The sequence below is a fragment of the Polycladospora coralii genome, assembly GCF_014773435.2.
Taxonomy (GTDB): Bacteria; Bacillota; Bacilli; order Thermoactinomycetales; family Thermoactinomycetaceae; genus Polycladospora; species Polycladospora coralii.
The window spans coordinates 748,197-765,491 of record NZ_JACXAG020000001.1 but is presented as its reverse complement, the minus strand read 5'-3'; the positions used below and the strand labels follow the sequence as shown (position 1 = coordinate 765,491).

14 protein-coding genes are annotated in these 17,295 nt (G+C 39.4%); 6 read left to right on the top strand and 8 right to left on the bottom strand.

Features of this window, described 5'->3' with window-relative positions:
* Positions 1-65: 65 nt before the first annotated feature.
* A complete protein-coding gene (locus IC619_RS17285) occupies positions 66-392 on the top strand; it encodes a hypothetical protein (RefSeq protein WP_191138818.1) in 327 nt (108 codons plus the stop codon).
* 622 nt (positions 393-1,014) lie between these two features.
* On the opposite strand, the gene IC619_RS03880 is transcribed toward IC619_RS17285, so the two are convergent.
* Entirely contained in the window at positions 1,015-1,881 is an 867-nt protein-coding gene (locus tag IC619_RS03880; protein ID WP_191138817.1) for a phosphatase PAP2 family protein, read from the bottom strand.
* A gap of 369 nt (positions 1,882-2,250) precedes the next feature.
* Here IC619_RS03880 and IC619_RS03875 point away from each other — a divergent pair, with 369 nt between their 5' ends.
* Positions 2,251-4,290: a thioredoxin domain-containing protein gene (locus IC619_RS03875; RefSeq protein ID WP_191138816.1), complete on the top strand. Its 2,040-nt coding sequence runs from the start codon at positions 2,251-2,253 to the stop codon at positions 4,288-4,290.
* Positions 4,291-4,433: 143 nt separating this feature from the next.
* Complete coding sequence (locus tag IC619_RS03870) at positions 4,434-5,495, top strand: endonuclease/exonuclease/phosphatase family protein (RefSeq protein WP_191138815.1); 1,062 nt, start codon at positions 4,434-4,436, stop codon at positions 5,493-5,495.
* A 265-nt stretch (positions 5,496-5,760) separates the two neighbouring features.
* On the opposite strand, the gene IC619_RS03865 is transcribed toward IC619_RS03870, so the two are convergent.
* From IC619_RS03865 to IC619_RS03850, 4 genes are all read right to left on the bottom strand, one after another.
* On the bottom strand, positions 5,761-7,356 hold the full coding sequence (locus IC619_RS03865) for an FAD-binding oxidoreductase (RefSeq protein ID WP_191138814.1): 1,596 nt from the start codon (positions 7,354-7,356) through the stop codon (positions 5,761-5,763).
* Entirely contained in the window at positions 7,322-8,593 is a 1,272-nt protein-coding gene (locus IC619_RS03860; protein ID WP_191138813.1) for a glycosyltransferase, read from the bottom strand. The genes IC619_RS03865 and IC619_RS03860 overlap by 35 nt, the downstream gene beginning before the upstream one ends.
* The gene (locus IC619_RS03855) at positions 8,557-9,483 is read right to left on the bottom strand and encodes a hypothetical protein (RefSeq protein ID WP_191138812.1); all 927 of its coding nucleotides are present in this window, start codon (positions 9,481-9,483) and stop codon (positions 8,557-8,559) included. Before IC619_RS03855 ends, IC619_RS03860 begins: the two co-directional genes overlap by 37 nt.
* Positions 9,484-9,551: 68 nt before the next feature.
* Positions 9,552-10,400: a carbohydrate deacetylase gene (locus tag IC619_RS03850; RefSeq protein ID WP_191138811.1), complete on the bottom strand. Its 849-nt coding sequence runs from the start codon at positions 10,398-10,400 to the stop codon at positions 9,552-9,554.
* Between the two features lie 449 nt (positions 10,401-10,849).
* Between IC619_RS03850 and IC619_RS03845 the strand changes: the two genes are divergently transcribed.
* Positions 10,850-11,905, top strand: coding sequence for a WD40 repeat domain-containing protein (locus tag IC619_RS03845; RefSeq protein WP_191138810.1), 1,056 nt, complete (start codon positions 10,850-10,852; stop codon positions 11,903-11,905).
* 432 nt (positions 11,906-12,337) lie between these two features.
* Here IC619_RS03845 and IC619_RS03840 read toward each other — a convergent pair whose 3' ends face one another.
* Positions 12,338-13,477: a YncE family protein gene (locus IC619_RS03840; protein ID WP_191138809.1), complete on the bottom strand. Its 1,140-nt coding sequence runs from the start codon at positions 13,475-13,477 to the stop codon at positions 12,338-12,340.
* 373 nt (positions 13,478-13,850) lie between these two features.
* Positions 13,851-14,072: a YhzD family protein gene (locus IC619_RS03835; protein ID WP_191138808.1), complete on the bottom strand. Its 222-nt coding sequence runs from the start codon at positions 14,070-14,072 to the stop codon at positions 13,851-13,853.
* Positions 14,073-14,230: 158 nt separating this feature from the next.
* On the opposite strand from IC619_RS03835, the gene IC619_RS03830 reads away from it, so the two are divergent.
* Both IC619_RS03830 and IC619_RS03825 read left to right on the top strand, forming a co-directional pair.
* Positions 14,231-15,418, top strand: a complete 1,188-nt coding sequence (locus IC619_RS03830) for an MFS transporter (RefSeq protein ID WP_191138807.1) — start codon at positions 14,231-14,233, stop codon at positions 15,416-15,418.
* A 61-nt stretch (positions 15,419-15,479) separates the two neighbouring features.
* Positions 15,480-16,367, top strand: coding sequence for an acetoacetate decarboxylase family protein (locus IC619_RS03825; protein WP_191138806.1), 888 nt, complete (start codon positions 15,480-15,482; stop codon positions 16,365-16,367).
* On the opposite strand, the gene rnz is transcribed toward IC619_RS03825, so the two are convergent.
* The gene (rnz, locus tag IC619_RS03820) at positions 16,368-17,285 is read right to left on the bottom strand and encodes a ribonuclease Z (protein ID WP_191138805.1); all 918 of its coding nucleotides are present in this window, start codon (positions 17,283-17,285) and stop codon (positions 16,368-16,370) included.
* Positions 17,286-17,295 lie beyond the last annotated feature (10 nt).

Genomic DNA, 17,295 nt, shown 5'->3' with positions numbered 1-17,295 from the left:
TAGAATAGCCCTTGCAAATAAAATCCTTCATAATGGAAGTGCTAACAGCCATAAGGAGGATTCTCATGCAAGAGCACTTTCATTTTAACAGACCACTGAACAACAGGATATTAAAGGAAGTCACTGATTCGTACAAGATCGTAGTCCCCATACAATTACGTCAAAGACGTAATTTACATCTTCAAAAACAGGAAGATGCTGTACTTATTGCAATTTCCATATTGGGGAAAATGCTAGGATTTAATTCGGAACGCATGTGGCATAAATTCATGTCCACAAATTTAATCATTGAACAATTTCCTGAGCGATCTCGCTATCATCGTAGATGCAAACAACTGCTACAAATTATCAAATTGATTCGCATGCGCATGTTACGTCATTTGGGGATTTGAATTAAACTTGGAAGGCATTTTATTTGCACATACATTCCTTGTGCATTGGTCAATTCTTAATGGCAGCAGTGGTCATCGTTGGAAAGAGCAAATTTTCAACTAGCACCACGCGTAGGAAAAGTATATTAAAATAAGCAATATGTGGTGAATCATTTAAAGTTTAGATACTTAAATAACGAATTCATGTCACCGTGTTGCGTTACATAATGAAGTACACGGTGCGGATTATATGTATGATGAGGAATCATTGTATCAAAGGATTAATTTAATCTTTTCTTTGGTTTATTTGCACATAAAATTACCATTTATTTTGAAGATTTATCTTTAGGGTGGGTTCAGACCTCCACTTCTATAAGAGGGGCTTTAATCAGGTAGAGTAGAGTCTCTACCTGATTTTTCGATATTTCAGCCTTGGCTGAAATAAGTTCACTGGATGCTGTGTATATTTACGAACCAAGTATAGATCTTGCTCATTGACTTCTATTTGATCAACAAGAAGTCAATGAGTTTGTTCAAGTGGCCTCTAATCGCGAATTTAAGCCAGTAGATAGAATCATCCACCATTTATAAGATTCAACTGTACCCCTTATTTTTGTATGGGATCACGTGAATCACAAATCGTTTAACTCTGAGAATCTATCACTAAAGACTGACAAAATTCAGGGAAGTCAAATGGGATTACTTGCTCATAAGGAGGAGGAGGCAAGTTTGGATCCAATGAAAAAGGAAAGGGAGTATCTACTGGGTTTCCATCTGAATCTTTTTGTTTTTTAAGAACGTCTATCACGGCGTTACCCACTTCACGACCAAGTTTTACACCTTCAGAGTTGTCAATTGGAAAGTGGACACCCCCATATAAACGAGAGAGTGCTGCTTGTTCTTCTAATTGATCTAGGCGGGATGACTCACCTTGGAAAAAATATTTTAGAATTGTTGCTGCACAGCCGGCAACTGCCGCATGCCCTGATGGATATGATGGATGTCGAGGAGTACAAAGCACGGTTTTGAATTGATTATCCAGCTGATTGGGACGCGCAACATTAAGTTTATATTTTAGATACCAAGTTACAACAAAAGCATCATTTATCCCAGCTTGTACAGCCGCCAAAATACGGCTAGCACGAGGAGCAGAAACTAAAAGATCAATTAATTCAGCAGCATTGTAGGTATCAATCAAACGGTCTATAATTGGGGTCCATTGCTTGGTTGCTACACCTGTACCCCAATATTTTGCGATATCAATTTGCCCAGGTGTAATATTTTGTACGGTGTCTTGAACAACTTGAAGCTGTTGATCAAAATCAATTTCATTCGGATCCTTAATGAGTTTTAGTTTATTTCCTTTGCTATCCTCAAAGTGATCTTTTCGTCGCTTCAAAAAGTATAAGGGCCAGGAACCAGCTAGGGGTTCTTCTGGATTAGTGGGAGGACTATTTTCACCAGCATAAGGAAGGTTTGACCAAAGTGAATAATTCAGTTTACTATCCACTGTGTGTACCAACACCTTTCTATGAATCTTTTTCCTACCCTACTAATCTATGTATAGAATAGTAGTTTTGTTCACCCAATTTTGAGCAAGTGTGAGATTGTATCCGAAATATTGAGATAGCATGGATCTTATTTCAGATATGGGATCCTATAGGAATAGATAATTATCTTTAGATTTTAATGAAAGTGGTCTTACAATAGCGGTTGTCAGTATCCCGATTTTGGTCAATCAACTTGCTGAACCCAGCCTTTTGTCAATGATAGGCCTAGTATTTTGATACTTATATAAAAAATGTGCAACCTTTTCTCCTTTTACTTCCATATCCATAAAGAGATATACTAGCAGTATCAAGTATGGAAGGGGATTGGAATGAATCAATCAAATCAACATAATCGTTTAATACATGAAAAATCACCCTATTTATTGCAACACGCTTACAATCCTGTGGATTGGTATCCTTGGGGAGATGAAGCGTTTGCGAAGGCAAAGGCTGAAGATAAGCCGATCTTTTTATCGATTGGTTATTCGACATGTCATTGGTGCCATGTGATGGAAAAAGAGAGCTTCGAGGATCAAGAAGTGGCAGATCTATTAAATCGTGATTTTATAGCGGTAAAAGTAGATCGGGAGGAACGACCTGATGTAGATCATCTCTATATGACGGTTTGTCAGGCTATGACGCAACAAGGAGGATGGCCCCTCACAATCATCATGTCGCCTGAGCAAAAACCATTTTTCGCAGGCACCTATTTGCCGAAAGAAAACCGTTTTGGCCGCTCGGGGTTAGTAACGTTATTAGGAAAGGTAAAACATCTATGGGATCACGACCGTGCGAAGACGATCCAAACGGGTGAGCGCGTGATTGAGGCTGTTGGGGCCTATCTAAACCCAGTTGAAGAAGGAAAGATTGAAAGAAGTACGATTGACTATGCTTATGAACAATATGCACGTACATTTGATGAGACATATGGTGGTTTTGGGGAAGCACCCAAGTTTCCACGTCCCCATGACTTATTGTTTTTACTCCGGTATTGGCATCAATCGAAGGAACAAGAGGCCCTGTCCATGGTAACGCATACTCTAGATGCCATGCGTAGAGGTGGGATCTACGACCATCTGGGATATGGATTCGCCCGTTATTCGGTTGATCGAGAGTGGCTTGTCCCTCATTTTGAGAAGATGTTATATGACAATGCATTGCTCGCACTCGCTTATGTAGAAGCTTACCAAATCACAAAAGAAAAAAGATATGCACAAACAGCTGATGAGATCTTCACCTATGTACTGCGTGATATGACTGCCCCTACAGGTGGTTTTTATTCTGCTGAAGACGCTGATTCTGAAGGGAAAGAAGGAACATTTTACGTATGGACACCCACAGAGATTAAATCAATCTTAGGAGAAGAGGAGGGAAGAATTTTTTGTAAAGCATATCAAGTGACAGAAGAAGGCAATTTTGAAGAAAAAACGAGTATTTTACATCAAATTACGGGGTCATTAGCGGGACTCGCTGAGGAATATGGTTTGCGTGAGGATCAGTTGGAAGAAAAGTTACAGCAATCACGTAAACAGTTATTTGAAGCACGAAAAAAGCGTGTACACCCCCATAAAGATGATAAAATCTTGACTGCTTGGAATGGATTAATGATTGCAGCGTTAGCAAAAGGAGCTCGGGTGTTGCAAAATGATACATATGCCGATGCTGCGATACGAGCGGTTCAGTTTATTGATGAGAAACTGACGCGGGCAGATGGACGTCTACTGGCTAGATACCGTGATGGAGAAGCGAAGTACTTGGGATATTTGGATGATTACGCCTTTCTTACATGGGGACTGATGGAGTTATATGAAGCAACCTTTACCGAAACATACTTGAATCGCGCTCAAGCGCTTACGAATCAAATGCTAAACCTATTTGGGGATGAACAAGAAGGTGGGCTTTATTTTTATGGAGTAGACGGTGAGCGACTCTTTACAAGACCGAAGGAGATTTATGATGGAGCCATCCCATCAGGCAATTCTGTAGCCGCTTATAACTTGATTCGACTCGGCAAATTAACGAGTGATCCACAGATACTAGCAGAAGCAGATCGGCAGTTAAACGCTTTTGCCCAATCTGTAGCGGCTTCGCCTATCTCACATTCCTTCTTTATAATGGCCATGCAGTTTGCATTAGAACCGGGTAAAGAAATCGTTGTGACCGGCTCTTTAACGCATGATTTAACGAAAGACTTTATTCAATTATTGCGCACCACCTATCTTCCGAATGCAACACTCGCATACGGTGAGCAATTTTTAGTAGGGGAAATAAAGAGAAGTGCTGAAGATAGTGCCGTATACATCTGTGAAAACTACGCTTGCCAATCCCCTATTTATGATAGGGAAACATTAGCAAAAGCGATTATATAAGGTGAAAAAGAGGAGAGCGACTCTGCTTTGTCGGAGTCGTTTTTTATATGCTCCCATATAAAAATATTTCCAAGTGCTTCACAGTAGACAAAAATCACGCTATAGTAAGATGAAGATTTGAATCATTGGAATGAGGGATGTGAATGGTAAACAAAATATTGAAAGCGCTTGCAATTCTTGCAAGTGTGCTACTTTTGGGATTCGGCGGTTTTTTGGGATATGTAACCTTGACCGACTATAAGCCACAACCAATTGAAAAAGTAGCGGTACAGGGAACAGCATTAGAAAAGTTGGCTACAAGCACCCCATTCTCCGTAACCACTTTTAATATTGGCTATGCAGGCTTAGACAAAGATCAAGATTTTTTCCTAGATGGTGGAACACAGTCGCATTCCTTAAGTGAAGAAAAAACGCTGGAGAATGTGGCAGGTATTACGAAAGCAATCAAAGATGCGAACGCATCCTTTTATTTTTTACAAGAAGTAGATCGCAAAGCTTCACGAAGTTTTCATGTGAATGAATATGATTATATTCAGAAGCAGCTCCCCAATTATCAACACGTATTTGCACAAAATTATCGAGTACCCTGGGTACCCGTTCCGGTTTTTGATCCGATGGGGTCAGTAGATGGTGGATTGGTCACCTTTTCTAAATATGAGATGGGTGAAAGTACCCGTTATGCACTTCCAGGTCAAGAAGCATGGCCGAGACAGCAAATGGAGTTAGATCGTTGTTTACTTGAGACGAAGGTTCCACTTGAAAATGGAAAAACGTTATATCTGGTACATGTGCACTTGTCCGCATATGACGAGGGTGGATTTATACGAAAGCAACAACTTACCTTTCTTAAAGCCTATCTACAAGAACGTGAACAAGCAGGTGATTATGTTATTGTAGGGGGAGATTGGAATCATCTCTTACCCGGAACCGATCCGAAGCGATTTGCGGCACAAGAAGTATGGCCAGATTGGTTACAAACCTTCCCGACAAACTTTTTGCCTGAAGGATATACTTGGGCTGCGGACCCTAATGTACCTACTTCGCGAACGCTCTCAGTAGCGTATCGAGAAGGATATAATTTCTTATCTGTCATTGACGGCTTTTTAGTATCTAACAATGTAGAAATTCAAAAAGTGTCAGGACATGATCTCGGATTTACCTATAGCGACCATAACCCTGTAACAGCAGAATTTAAACTCAAGTAAGCGAAAGCATATAAGTCATTAAAAAGGAACAAAGCACTCGGGATCGACTTGAGATCAGTGGTTACAAACGCTTCATGGTTTGGATTCACATCTCCATTATGCAACAAGCACCAACCCGTCTACTAACACTTTGCAAGAAGATTTATGATGAATCGCCGTAGAGAATGGGGCTAAACTTAGTGAATATCTTGTCAGTAAAATCCTCCACCTCAAGCGCTAGCTAGGTGGAGGAAGTTTTCTAAGCGAGCTGTTCATACCGATTATGCTATTGTTTATATCCGTAGCGACCTGGTGCGATACAATCATTTGGATCAAACATTTGTTTCAATTGTTGATAAAAACCGTCATATGGAGTCTGTTTAGGATATACTTGATCCATCAGTTGAATGCCCGTACGGTAGGGAATATAGCCCTTTTCAATAAATGTAGCTTGCATTTCTTCTATACATTGATGCGCTAGTCTACTCTTTTGATCGTCCTGTTTATCAAACACGAGGTTGATCACGGCTTCAATTGACCGCTCATTTATCATATTAAATGTCATATATGGAATAAAACCGTATTTTTCTTTCATTATATCATGTGTTTGTTTCATGACATCCTTCACAGCATTGCCAGAGAGGGGTAAAGTTGGAAGTACAAACAAGGTTCCGACATCAAGTTTGTCTAGCTCAACCGAGAATGATGATTTTTCCATTTTCCCTTCCCATTCTACACTTTTTAAAGAATCATCTGAAGGTATACCTTGACTATGACCAAAGACACCATTCGTGGCTTTTAAAAACAGGCTCCGTTCTTTCATACCTGGCAAAAATGAGAAAATACGAGTACGACGAAGCGCTCTTTGCCTGGATTGTACTGTTTCAACTTGCACAGTTGCAAGATGTGCCAATTGCTTTTTTACTTGATGATAGGCTTGTTTCACTGCTGCACTCGAGCCTCTGACTGTTAGATTAGCGCTCCATAAGGGTGGAACATGCTGCTTCATATAGATGCGCGTTTTTTGTTTTGCTTTTTCAAGATCGTTATATTTCTGCAAAAATTGATCAAACAAGAGTGGAGAAAGTACCGACTGACTACGTGATGGATTGGATAAATGAATGGTAGCATGAAAGACACCCGCCCGCCTGAGTGCAATTAATTGATCCATGAAAGGGACTAAATTGGCGTAATCTTTTAATGTAAGACGAATGACACCACTTAATTCCGTTTGAAAAAGAAGTTGAACACTTGCTTTCAACACAATTCCAAAATTAGATTGAAAAAAAAGTCCAGTTATATCAGGACCGATACCATAGGGATAGAGAGATGTCGTTTTTGAATTATGAAATCTTCCCATTCCAGTATGGATAACTTGCCCATTTCCCGTTACCACTTCTAAGTTCGATATATCTTCTACACGTGGACCAAAATGGCCAATACCTCGATCTAATGCATTTCCAATAATGGAGGTAGACGCGGCGGAACCCGTTACGTTTAATATAAATGGAAGCTGACGCGCTTTTAAATACTGATAGAGTTGGTCTTGGGTTACGCCAGGCTCAATAACTGCATACCCATGCGTTTCGTTGACCTCAATAATACGATTCATACGTTTTAAATCCACAATATAGGCTCCGTTGCCTACGGGTAACCTTGAACCTAGACCCCAGTTTTTACCCGTTCCGATCGGATACAGGGACTTGTGATATTGATTGGCAAGTTGAATGATAATTTTTACATCTTGAGCGGAATCAGGAAAAAGTATGCCTTTGATTTCAACCACTAACTGACTCGCATTCTGTCGATAGGCATGTAAAACCTTGTCTTTATCTGAAAATTTATGTTTACCAATTTGATCTATGATCGCTTGTTCGAACATGTTTGCTTCCCTCTTCCAAAATAATATGAGCGGCATTTACACGACCATTCTGTCGTGCGTAAGCTTGTTGGATGGATTGAATATGATGATGATACGGGCTTTGGGGGTCTAGTAGTGAACGAATTGCCTGTTGTATAGAATCGGATGTAAAGTCTTTACGTTGGATGGTGATGCCGACATGGGCTTCTTCAACTAAGCGACCTTGTAAGGGTTGGTCACTGGACAATGGAACAACAATCATGGGAACGCCGTAGGACAATCCTTCCATGATTGAATTGGCACCCCCATGGGTTATGAATACGTCCGCCTTGTTCAAGACTTCTAGTTGTGGAACCATAGGTTCAATGACTACATTAGGAGATAGATCTATGGGATTAGCACTAAAGTATTCAGACACAATTAAAAAGTCCATATCCAGCATGGATGCTACTTCCAATAAAGGATTTATCAAGTCCGCTAAAGGTTCTTTAGACAATACGCTTCCAAAAGCCATATATATAAGGGGACGATGCTTGATCTGTGGAAGTGTAATTTTTCCTTCTCCTCCTCTGTTTTGTAACGGCATGGAGGGGCCTACTAAGAAGGTATGGTTTGGAATAGATTGATGCATGACAAAGTCCTTCGTTGTAAAGACAACGTTGGCATAAGGGGATACAGCCTCTAGTAAACGAAAATGAGCGTTCATTCTATATTTTTTAAAAATCATCGCGCGCAAAGGCAATAATGGCGTAAGATTCCCCATATAATCAGGATGTAAGTCTGGACCTCCAAGTAACTTAAGACCAGCACAAATACCGACATAAGGAACATGAAGTAAATGCGCGGCAATCTTTCCTGTATAGACGATCGTATCAAGTGCAATTACATCGGGTTGAATCGCTTTAATCTTTTTCATGGTTTCATCTAATTGTTCTTCAATCGGATCAAGTAAAAAAGATTGGTAAGCTTGCCAATTTTTTTCTGTATCCAGTGCAAGTTTAGCAAGCTCTGCGGGTTTTTTAACTCGCTCTGATGAGAGTGGTGGAGAATCGATTACTTCAATTCCATCTGATGTAAGCTGCTTCACTACATCGACTGGCATGTTATGTGGCAATGCTAACCAATGCACACGGTGCCCCCACGCTACCAGTTGCTGAGCAACACTAATAAGCGGGTTCATATGACCTCGTGAATTTCCATTTCCAACCTGCAAGCTTATCATTAAGATGTTTTTACACGTAATTGATTTTGCATCCATAACTGCTTGTCCTTTTCTATAATCTTTTTTAATAATATTTTGTCGTCGATATCCATATGAGGAAGACGAAACTGATACGTTTTACTATTAAGAATTCCACCGACAAAACTACCATCTTCTTCCGTTTCGATTCCCCCTGAAACGCATATGGGTTCCTCTCGCTCGAGTTGATTGATTAAATGAATGAGAGACTCTGTAATCCGTTCAACAGGTGGATGTCCATTCTTAAATTCCTTTTGAATTTTCCATTCAATATCTTTATGCATTTGATGATAGCATTGCTCAAGTGATTCTACTGTTGGATAGGTTTGCTTAAGAATAGCTACCAGCTGATCGTGCCCAGAAAGAAGAGGGAATGTTTGGATATAGTGTAGACCACTGATCTGAAAATCGGTTGACTGAAGTGATATCCCTTGTTGTTGACCCTGTTCTTCCAAAAATGCGCGTATACGATCCTTGTCAGCAGATAGACCTAACCCATATATGTGGGGATTTTTAGTTTCCAAACGCAGGTGCTTACATATCATTTCTACTGGGTTTGTAATAACAAAGACTGGACGATTTTTCAGATGCATGTAAGGAAGTAACTGATTTAATTGTTTCAAATTTGAATGTGCTACTAGACTTCTAGGTGGAGCCTGTTTATGTTCGCTTATAAAGCGATCAATATATTTTTTTTCGTTATCTGCAATACTGATAAATACAGGTCCCTCTCTATGTTCATGATTTACATAATGGACGACTTCGATGTTATCATGGGGAAGAAGTAATTTAACTTTATCGGGAAATCTTGTAATGGCGCGAAATTTTATATGTTTAAACTGAGGTGCTGCTTTTTGCAAAAAACGCATGGCTACTTGCCCTATTCCATAAAGATCGTATGTTGTCATATGCTACATTCCCTTAAGACGATTTTGATTATTTTCTTTCATTTCATGTCGCTCGTATCTGCATCCATTCATTTTAAGTGATCCACATCAGATAATTGCGTGTAATCCATTAACGTAATTTGATGCTTTTCAATGACCTGTCTGACCTGCTTGTGCTGTAAAATTTCCATTTCAGCTTGGTTGTGTGTCATTATCTTGGTCAAAACCGGATGACACATAATTTCTGTTATTCCGTTCGGTAGATGATTTAAAGTGTGTAACATATTTTTTAAAGTAGCACCTGATCCATAAAATCGATATTCGAAAAATTGAGGGCTAAAAACAGATGTGTCATGTATAGGAAAAGGTAAGTGGTTACAATTGAACAAGGAGAAATCCACTTGTGGATTTTCAGAGCTTAACCGCTTTAGAAATGCTTGGTAGTGATTTTTATCTATTAAATGATGGTGAGAACGCATCGGAAGTTGATAGCGATCTGCTAAAGCACGCATTTCTTCATAGATAAGGAATGAAAAGCTAGACAGATGCTGATGAAAGTCAAGGTGTGTAGGCCACTTACCTGTTAGCGCATAGAAGTGCTCCATCTGAGCTTTTAATTCACAACGAATTTCGTCACGCTTGAAGTTTAAGATACGGCTTAAGAGTTCGTTCCCGGTATAAAAATAGCCATTCGTATTAACCAAATGGTTCCCCTTTTTTGCTACAGCAAGTGGCTTACCATGAGATAGATTAAGATGAAGCCCCACTCCTAATCGAGGTGCCGTCTCTGCTGCTTGTTGCAAGGCCAGTGCGCTGTTCCTTCCATTAACGATTGCAGTCGTCGAAGTCACAATACCGCTATGATAAGATTCTAAAATCCCCTTGGTGGCCTGTGTTGAAAGACCAAAATCATCGGCATTCACAATTAGATATCTCATTTTCTCATCCTTACTTGTAAGCATTGCAAAATAGGTGTTATCAGTTGATAGCAGGATGTCTGTGATCCTACTCTCTTCTAGGTGGATTACTGCTTAGATTTGCTCATCTTTGGAAGTGAACATATATTTCAAATCCATTCATTTATTATACACTGATTCATACGACTTTTTTATCCTTATCTATTCCATTTTAAATATCACTCAAATTAGATGGGTTATTGAACCCAAATAAATAGCGATCATGAATTGGTCTAGTAGAGGAATGGGGAAATATCTACTACAAATATGCCTTATCTGTATGACTGGCTAACATAAGTGTGTACGTACAATACAAAAAATCAAACCTCATCCATATGTAGAAGGTGAGGGAAGCCTGGATATAACATATTTTCGATGTAAAGCACATAAATTCTTCTACAGGTGTTCTAGCAAAGTTAAGGAGAATGTATATGGGTTTTGTATATGTGTTAAGCATCGGGGATAGAGCGGTCTCTGTTATCGACACAAAGACACATGCTCTAATTGCAAAAATTCAAGTTTACAAAGTAGGAGATGTGAATGAAATTGTAGTTACACCAGATGGAAAATTTGTATATATCGTTAGTAATATTGAATTGAATCCAGGAAATGTAGGTGTGATTGATACGAAAACAAATACACTAGTTGCAAATATTCGTCTTCCTGTGGGGGATGGTTTGACTGACGTATTTCAATCTCCCCTTGCGATCACACCCGATGGGAAATTTATTTATGTTTTAGTTCCAAGTGTTTTTACAAGCCAAGCAAGTATAATTGATGCAAAAACCCATCGAATTACCAGTACAGTTATGCTTGAAGCAGGATCAGCATCCGTACCTGTTATTTCTCCTGATAATCAATTTTGTTATATTACTTTTCAAAGTAATGGGGGTCTATTAGCATCTATTGATATGAAAACAAATAAACTGACCTCCTCAATTACTGTTGGGGGAGCGGGTGCAATGGCTATTACGCCAGATGGTCGTTATCTATATGTAGCAATCGTGGTTGGCGAAGTGAAGGTAGTTGATACAAAAACCAATCGTATCATGACCACTTTGGAAATTAACGGTGCTCAGAGATTAGTCATTACACCGAACGGAAAGTATGTATATGTAACTAGTTTTACTAATGGTACCTTAACTGTAATTGAAGTAGCAACGAATACCATTATAAGTACATTAGCTATTGGAACTGATGAAAACTCACGATTGACGATCACACCTGATAGTAAGTTTGTCTATGTAAATGCAAGTATGAATGGACATGTAATCGTGATTGCAACCAAATCAAACCATGTAGTGGCTACGATACCCACACCTACAAATCCAATAGATCTTAAGGTAACGCCTGATGGTCAGTTTGTTTATGTGATTAGTGGTGATGTCGATTTTGGTTCTGTATATGCGATTGACACCAAAACAAATTATATTGTTGGAAGGACTTCAGTAGATAACACGCCTAGAGCAATGGCAATTACTCCCTAACATATAGTATGTCATTCCACTTTGGTATCGTTAGATCATGCTGGAAACACCCGAAGCGAAGAGAAATTCGCTTTTTAGGACGTAAAATGGTGGCACAACGTGTATCGGAGGAATGAAAATGTACTTTGTCTACGTTATAAATGAGGATAGTCCAATTAATTTTTACTCCCTTGGAATATAAAAATATCTTCCTTTACGCTTCCCACAATTAGATTGAATAGGGTGTTATGAGGTATCGTATTACTGGTAAATGAATGGATTGTACCCGCATTTGTAAAGAAAATCACGAGTGGCCCTCCAGTTACTTAAGGCACCACTATTTTGAACAGTAAATAAAAAACCTCCTGTACCTGCTTTCTGGACTTTAAAGCCGCTAAGTCCTCATCTATCCGGATCTTAACAGCTTTAAGTTTTAGAATCTTTAAAAGCAAATCAGAACAAAGGAGGAAATACTGCAATTGCAATTGCACCAGGACTATCTCCCGCATTGCCGCGTGCATCTATTAGATTGATCTGTTCGACTACCATATTATTTTTAATTACCACGATCGTTCCACTATTGGGGACAAGGTTATTAGGTGTACCATTATTTGTCACATAAACGGTTCCATTAGGATCAATAGCGACTCCCAGTGGAAAAAAGAGCTTGTTTGAAGAAATCGTATTAACTACAGTGTCATCACTCGTTCTAATAACTGAAATGGTATTGCTCATATTATTTGCTACATATACGAAAGCGCCATTGGGTGTGACTGCAATCCCAAGGGGTTCTTTTCCCACTGGTATCGGTTTTCCTATAACCTTATTATTACGCGTACTAATTACTGAAACATTATGATTCACTGTGTTCGTTACATAGGCTTTACTACCATCCGGTGTAAGTACGATGCTGTCAGGACTACTGCCTACTGGTATAGGCTTCCCAATTAGGGTATTATCACTAACTCTAAGCACGGAAACAAAGTCAAGATTACTATTTACTACATAAACTCGGTTTGAGCTAGCTGCGATGCCACACGGCCCGGAAAAGCCTTTTATACGTTGTGTTACAGTGTTAGTGCCGGTATTAATGATGGAAATATCATTGCTTTCGAAATTGGTTACATATGCAAATGCTCCGTTAGGTAAAATTGCAATACGCTTAGGTAGTGTTCCTATCCCTTTTTCAATCGTTGTACTTGCTTCAGTTGTTGTAGAGAACATTGAGACACTATTGCTCCCACTATTTAATACATATACATTGCTCCCATTGGGGGTAGTTGGCGTAACACCTATATCCCGCGGTGCCTTACCCACACCAAGGTTTACGATATCTCTAGGGTTTGAATCAATGAGTGTGACATTATTGCTCGAAAAGTTAGCTACAATGACCTGAATAAGAGAAAAGGATACTCTATTGGCTTTCATAACAGAGGATATTGAACGAATAGGAATGATATGTCTTCCTTTAGGAGACATAACGGTAATCATTCCTGGTCTTACTGAATTAAGAACACCACGTACTCGTGATCCCTCAGATAATCCTGATATTCTGACCAAGATTTGCTTGTTAATAAGATTACGAAGTTGCATCTTCAAATCATTTAAGCTAGTAGGGTTAGGCTTTTGTTTACCAGTTATCACTTTATCAATTTTAGTTATATGATGAGCTTTATTCTGGTTTTTTTTTTCTTGACGGTTACATTTTTGTTTTTTACCGCTAATGGTATCAAACCCTTTCCAGATCGTATTCGTACAACTACTAGAATATTATTATGCGATCTGTTTAAACTTGCTTGTGCCATTAACGATTCGCTTAAACAATCTGGTTTTATAGGTTATTGAAAACTGAATATTCAGTCTTATACATTTGGTGTTTTCTGTTTCTTTAGTCCAATTCCAAGTCAATATAGAGCTCGGTTTTGTCGATAATCTGAAGGCGATGCATTTAAGCATCGCCCCTTTTTTAAGCTTTTTCAGTTGATTTTCCTGTTTTTGCATGTACTTGATGCGGTTTAAAGGAGATTAAGCGACCTTTGGCATTGATAATACGGTGGGCTTTTTCTTTGTGATCATGCTCAGCTAACCATGCAAAACCAATCTCCTTTGCTTCATCATCGGATTTGGCATCGATGGCTTGGTCATAGAGTACGTCGCCGTTGAGATCATATACTGTCATGTGATACATGAAAAAACACCTCTGCTTCAGAAATAAATTCACTTTAATCTCATTATACCCTCTTTCTGGGAGGATGTGTATGTAGGATTATTTGGACGGTAGGTATATACGCCTCTTTTAAACAGGTGTTATAGTAAGAAAGGAAATAGGGTTGAGGAGAATGAATGATGACAGCTAAGTGGTCGCTAAAGCGATTTTATATGATCTTATTTATTGTATGTATATCGGGTGTGGTACAAGGTTTACTTTTGCCTTTGGTCACCACATTACAAGAAAAACAAGGGATTCCAGCTGGATTAAATGGACTAAGTGCAGCGATATTATATATGGGTATTTTGGTCATGACGCCTTTCTGTGCACCACTCGTTCAAAAGATAGGTTATAAGTGGCTGATGGTCTCAGGGCTAATCGTTACGATTATCGCAGTGGGACTATTTCCATTGTTGTCCGGGTTTTGGATTTGGAGTTGCTTACGCTTTTTTATTGGTGTGGGTGACAGTATGTTTCACTATGCCACACAACTTTGGATTACTGCAACTGCTCCTGCAAATGAGCGGGGAAAACGCATTTCTCAATATGGATTCTCGTTTGGACTTGGCTTTGGTCTCGGGCCCCTTGGATTAAACCTCCTACAATGGGGAACTTTTGTCCCTTATTATGTCTTGCTGGTGATCTTACTTTTCACCTTAATCGTTAGTTTAAAGTTACAATTTACCCAAGTCTCTCCTACGTCTTATACAGAAGAGAAGTCGAGCCCTGTTAAATTAAAGCATATTTATAGTTTAGCATTTGTGGCACTGCTACCTTCCTTTTTATATGGAGTGCTTGAAGCTAGTCTTGCCAGTAGCTTTCCGATATATGGCATCCGAATGGGGTTATCAACAGGTTGGATTTCTCTTTTGATCACGGTATTCGTATGGGGTGCACTTCTGTTTCAAATCCCACTGGGGACATTAGGGGATAAAATCGGACGCAAAAAATTACTCATCTGGTTGTGTACAATCGGTGCGATCGGAATGGCCATGATTCCATTTTTTATTACGAATCAAGTAATGCTCTTACTCTGCTTCTTAATTACAGGTGGTTTGTTAGGTTCATTGTTTTCACAAGGGCTCGCTTTCATTATCGATGTCGTCCCGTCGCACTATCTACCCAAGGCAAATGCTGTCTCTTCGATACATTTTAGTATGGGAAGCATTTTAGGACCTTATATTGGCGGCATGTTGATTCAGTGGCAGGGGGGGGCATCATTGTTTTATTTCTTTGCAGTGTTATTGATCGGATTTGTATTGACTTCTTTGTTTTATCGTACCGCATCTAATGCGATTGAACAAATGCAAGCATCGACAAAATAACGGGTTACGTGTACGATGAATAGTGATGGATTACACCGATTTCGATAAAGGAGAATCTAGGATGAAGCCGTTACTTACATTTGATGAGACATTGCTTGATAATCAGGATCAATTTAAAGATCCATTTTTTGATCGTTATCAATTGCGTCATGCCGAGAAGCCCTTACAGCTCAACGAACAGGTTAAAAAAAATTACCTGTTCCCCACTTTTTATAGCGATGTAACATGTGCGATTGGTATCTTCATGTGTAACTACAAAAAGGCAGAGGAGATGATGTTTCATCCAGCGATCAAGCCTGTCCGTATGACAAAAGATCGCGCACTTATTGCCTTCTCTTGTTATATTTATAAGAATGTGTTAGGCATTCCGCCATATTATGAGATTGCAATGAGTATTCCCGTACTTGTCGATCCCGGTTTTAACCCGCCCGTTGTGCCAATGGTAGCAGAAAAAATGTTTAAAAACTTTGGCTACTATGTATTTTCGATGCCGGTAACATCGCTTGAAAATCGTATTCGTGGAAATAAGATATGGGGATTACCCAAAGTTGTACAGGAGATTGATATTACTGAAAATAGTGGTTATTGTACAACGATTGCTAAAGAAGAGAATGGAGCACCTTACTTTGAATTATCGATACCGATGAATGGTCAGGAAGCGGAATTTGATGTTACTTCCAATTTGTACACCACATTAGAAGGAGAAATCCTACAAAGCGAAACCAACTTTAAATCTCGGTTTCATGTGAATAAAAATATGAAGGCGCTTGTTAAAGCAAACATGAAGGCTGATTATACTTACTTAAAAATAGGTGATTCTCCTAGTGGTCAAATATTAAAAAATCTAGAAATTGAAGAAATGCCATTTCAAACACGCTTCACGAAAGGAATGGTAAGTAGTTTTGACCTGCCTAATCCAAACTACAAACCGTCCATTTCGCTTACTTAATTAGTCAATGGTATAGGAATACCCATCATGAGCGAGCTGTGTTTGTGGGAAAATGTTCTGAGCTGAAGTGATTAGATCGGTCGCTGTCTCATCTGTAAAACGCGAACTAATATGATTCAGGATGAGTGATTTTGCACCCGCTCGAAGTGCTACCTCAGCTGCTTGTGTGCAAGTCGCGTGATGATGCTGAAAAGCTAGGCTTTCTTGACCTGCTCCATAGGTCGACTCATGAATAAGTAGGTTAGCCTGTTCTGCTAGTTGAATGCTCGCCTCTGTAAAGCGTGTGTCACCTAGTATGGAGATGATTTTGCCCAGCTTAGGCGTGCTTAAATAATCTTTTCCACAAAAGGTGCGTCCATCGGGTAAGGTAATCGTTTCACCTCTTTTTAACGATTGGTAGAGTGGGCCAGGTGGTAATCCGTCTGCCAGTAGCTTTTTAGCATTTAAGGTTCCGGGTTGTGGATGCTCCTCCAAACGATAACCATATGATGGAATACCATGCTCGAGCAATCGAATGGTCACATCAAATGGAGGTACTGTGATTTGCATGTGATCTTCAATTTCTACGATGTTTAGGGGATAACGCAAGTAGGTATAGCTGGTTTGTAATGTCGTTTCAATAAATGTTTGAATACCACGAGGGCCGTATACGGTTAAAGGGGTTTCAGCCCCTTGAAAGGAGCGGCTACCAAGTAATCCAGGTAAACCATAAATGTGGTCACCATGTAAATGTGTAATCCATATACGCGTTATTTTAGTAAGCCTAACAGGGCTAGATAAAATGTGGTGCTGAGTAGCTTCACCGCAATCAAATAGCCATGTCTCGCCTTGATATTCAGGTAGTAGCAGAGCAAGTGATGATACATTTCGAAGGGGAGAAGGGATACCGGCTCCAGTCCCTACAAAGATGATTTCCATGAAAAAAATT

Excerpts from the sequence above, each read along its gene's own strand:
- IC619_RS17285 (WP_191138818.1), top strand. The coding sequence starts at position 66 with ATGCAAGAGCACTTTCATTTTAACAGACCACTGAACAACAGGATATTA.
- IC619_RS03875 (WP_191138816.1), top strand. The coding sequence starts at position 2,251 with ATGAATCAATCAAATCAACATAATCGTTTAATACATGAAAAATCACCC.
- IC619_RS03870 (WP_191138815.1), top strand. The coding sequence starts at position 4,434 with ATGGTAAACAAAATATTGAAAGCGCTTGCAATTCTTGCAAGTGTGCTA.
- IC619_RS03865 (WP_191138814.1), bottom strand. The coding sequence starts at position 7,356 with ATGTTCGAACAAGCGATCATAGATCAAATTGGTAAACATAAATTTTCA.
- IC619_RS03860 (WP_191138813.1), bottom strand. The coding sequence starts at position 8,593 with ATGGATGCAAAATCAATTACGTGTAAAAACATCTTAATGATAAGCTTG.
- IC619_RS03855 (WP_191138812.1), bottom strand. The coding sequence starts at position 9,483 with ATGACAACATACGATCTTTATGGAATAGGGCAAGTAGCCATGCGTTTT.
- IC619_RS03850 (WP_191138811.1), bottom strand. The coding sequence starts at position 10,400 with ATGAGATATCTAATTGTGAATGCCGATGATTTTGGTCTTTCAACACAG.
- IC619_RS03845 (WP_191138810.1), top strand. The coding sequence starts at position 10,850 with ATGGGTTTTGTATATGTGTTAAGCATCGGGGATAGAGCGGTCTCTGTT.
- IC619_RS03840 (WP_191138809.1), bottom strand. The coding sequence starts at position 13,477 with ATGCAACTTCGTAATCTTATTAACAAGCAAATCTTGGTCAGAATATCA.
- IC619_RS03835 (WP_191138808.1), bottom strand. The coding sequence starts at position 14,072 with ATGTATCACATGACAGTATATGATCTCAACGGCGACGTACTCTATGAC.
- IC619_RS03830 (WP_191138807.1), top strand. The coding sequence starts at position 14,231 with ATGACAGCTAAGTGGTCGCTAAAGCGATTTTATATGATCTTATTTATT.
- IC619_RS03825 (WP_191138806.1), top strand. The coding sequence starts at position 15,480 with ATGAAGCCGTTACTTACATTTGATGAGACATTGCTTGATAATCAGGAT.
- rnz (WP_191138805.1), bottom strand. The coding sequence starts at position 17,285 with ATGGAAATCATCTTTGTAGGGACTGGAGCCGGTATCCCTTCTCCCCTT.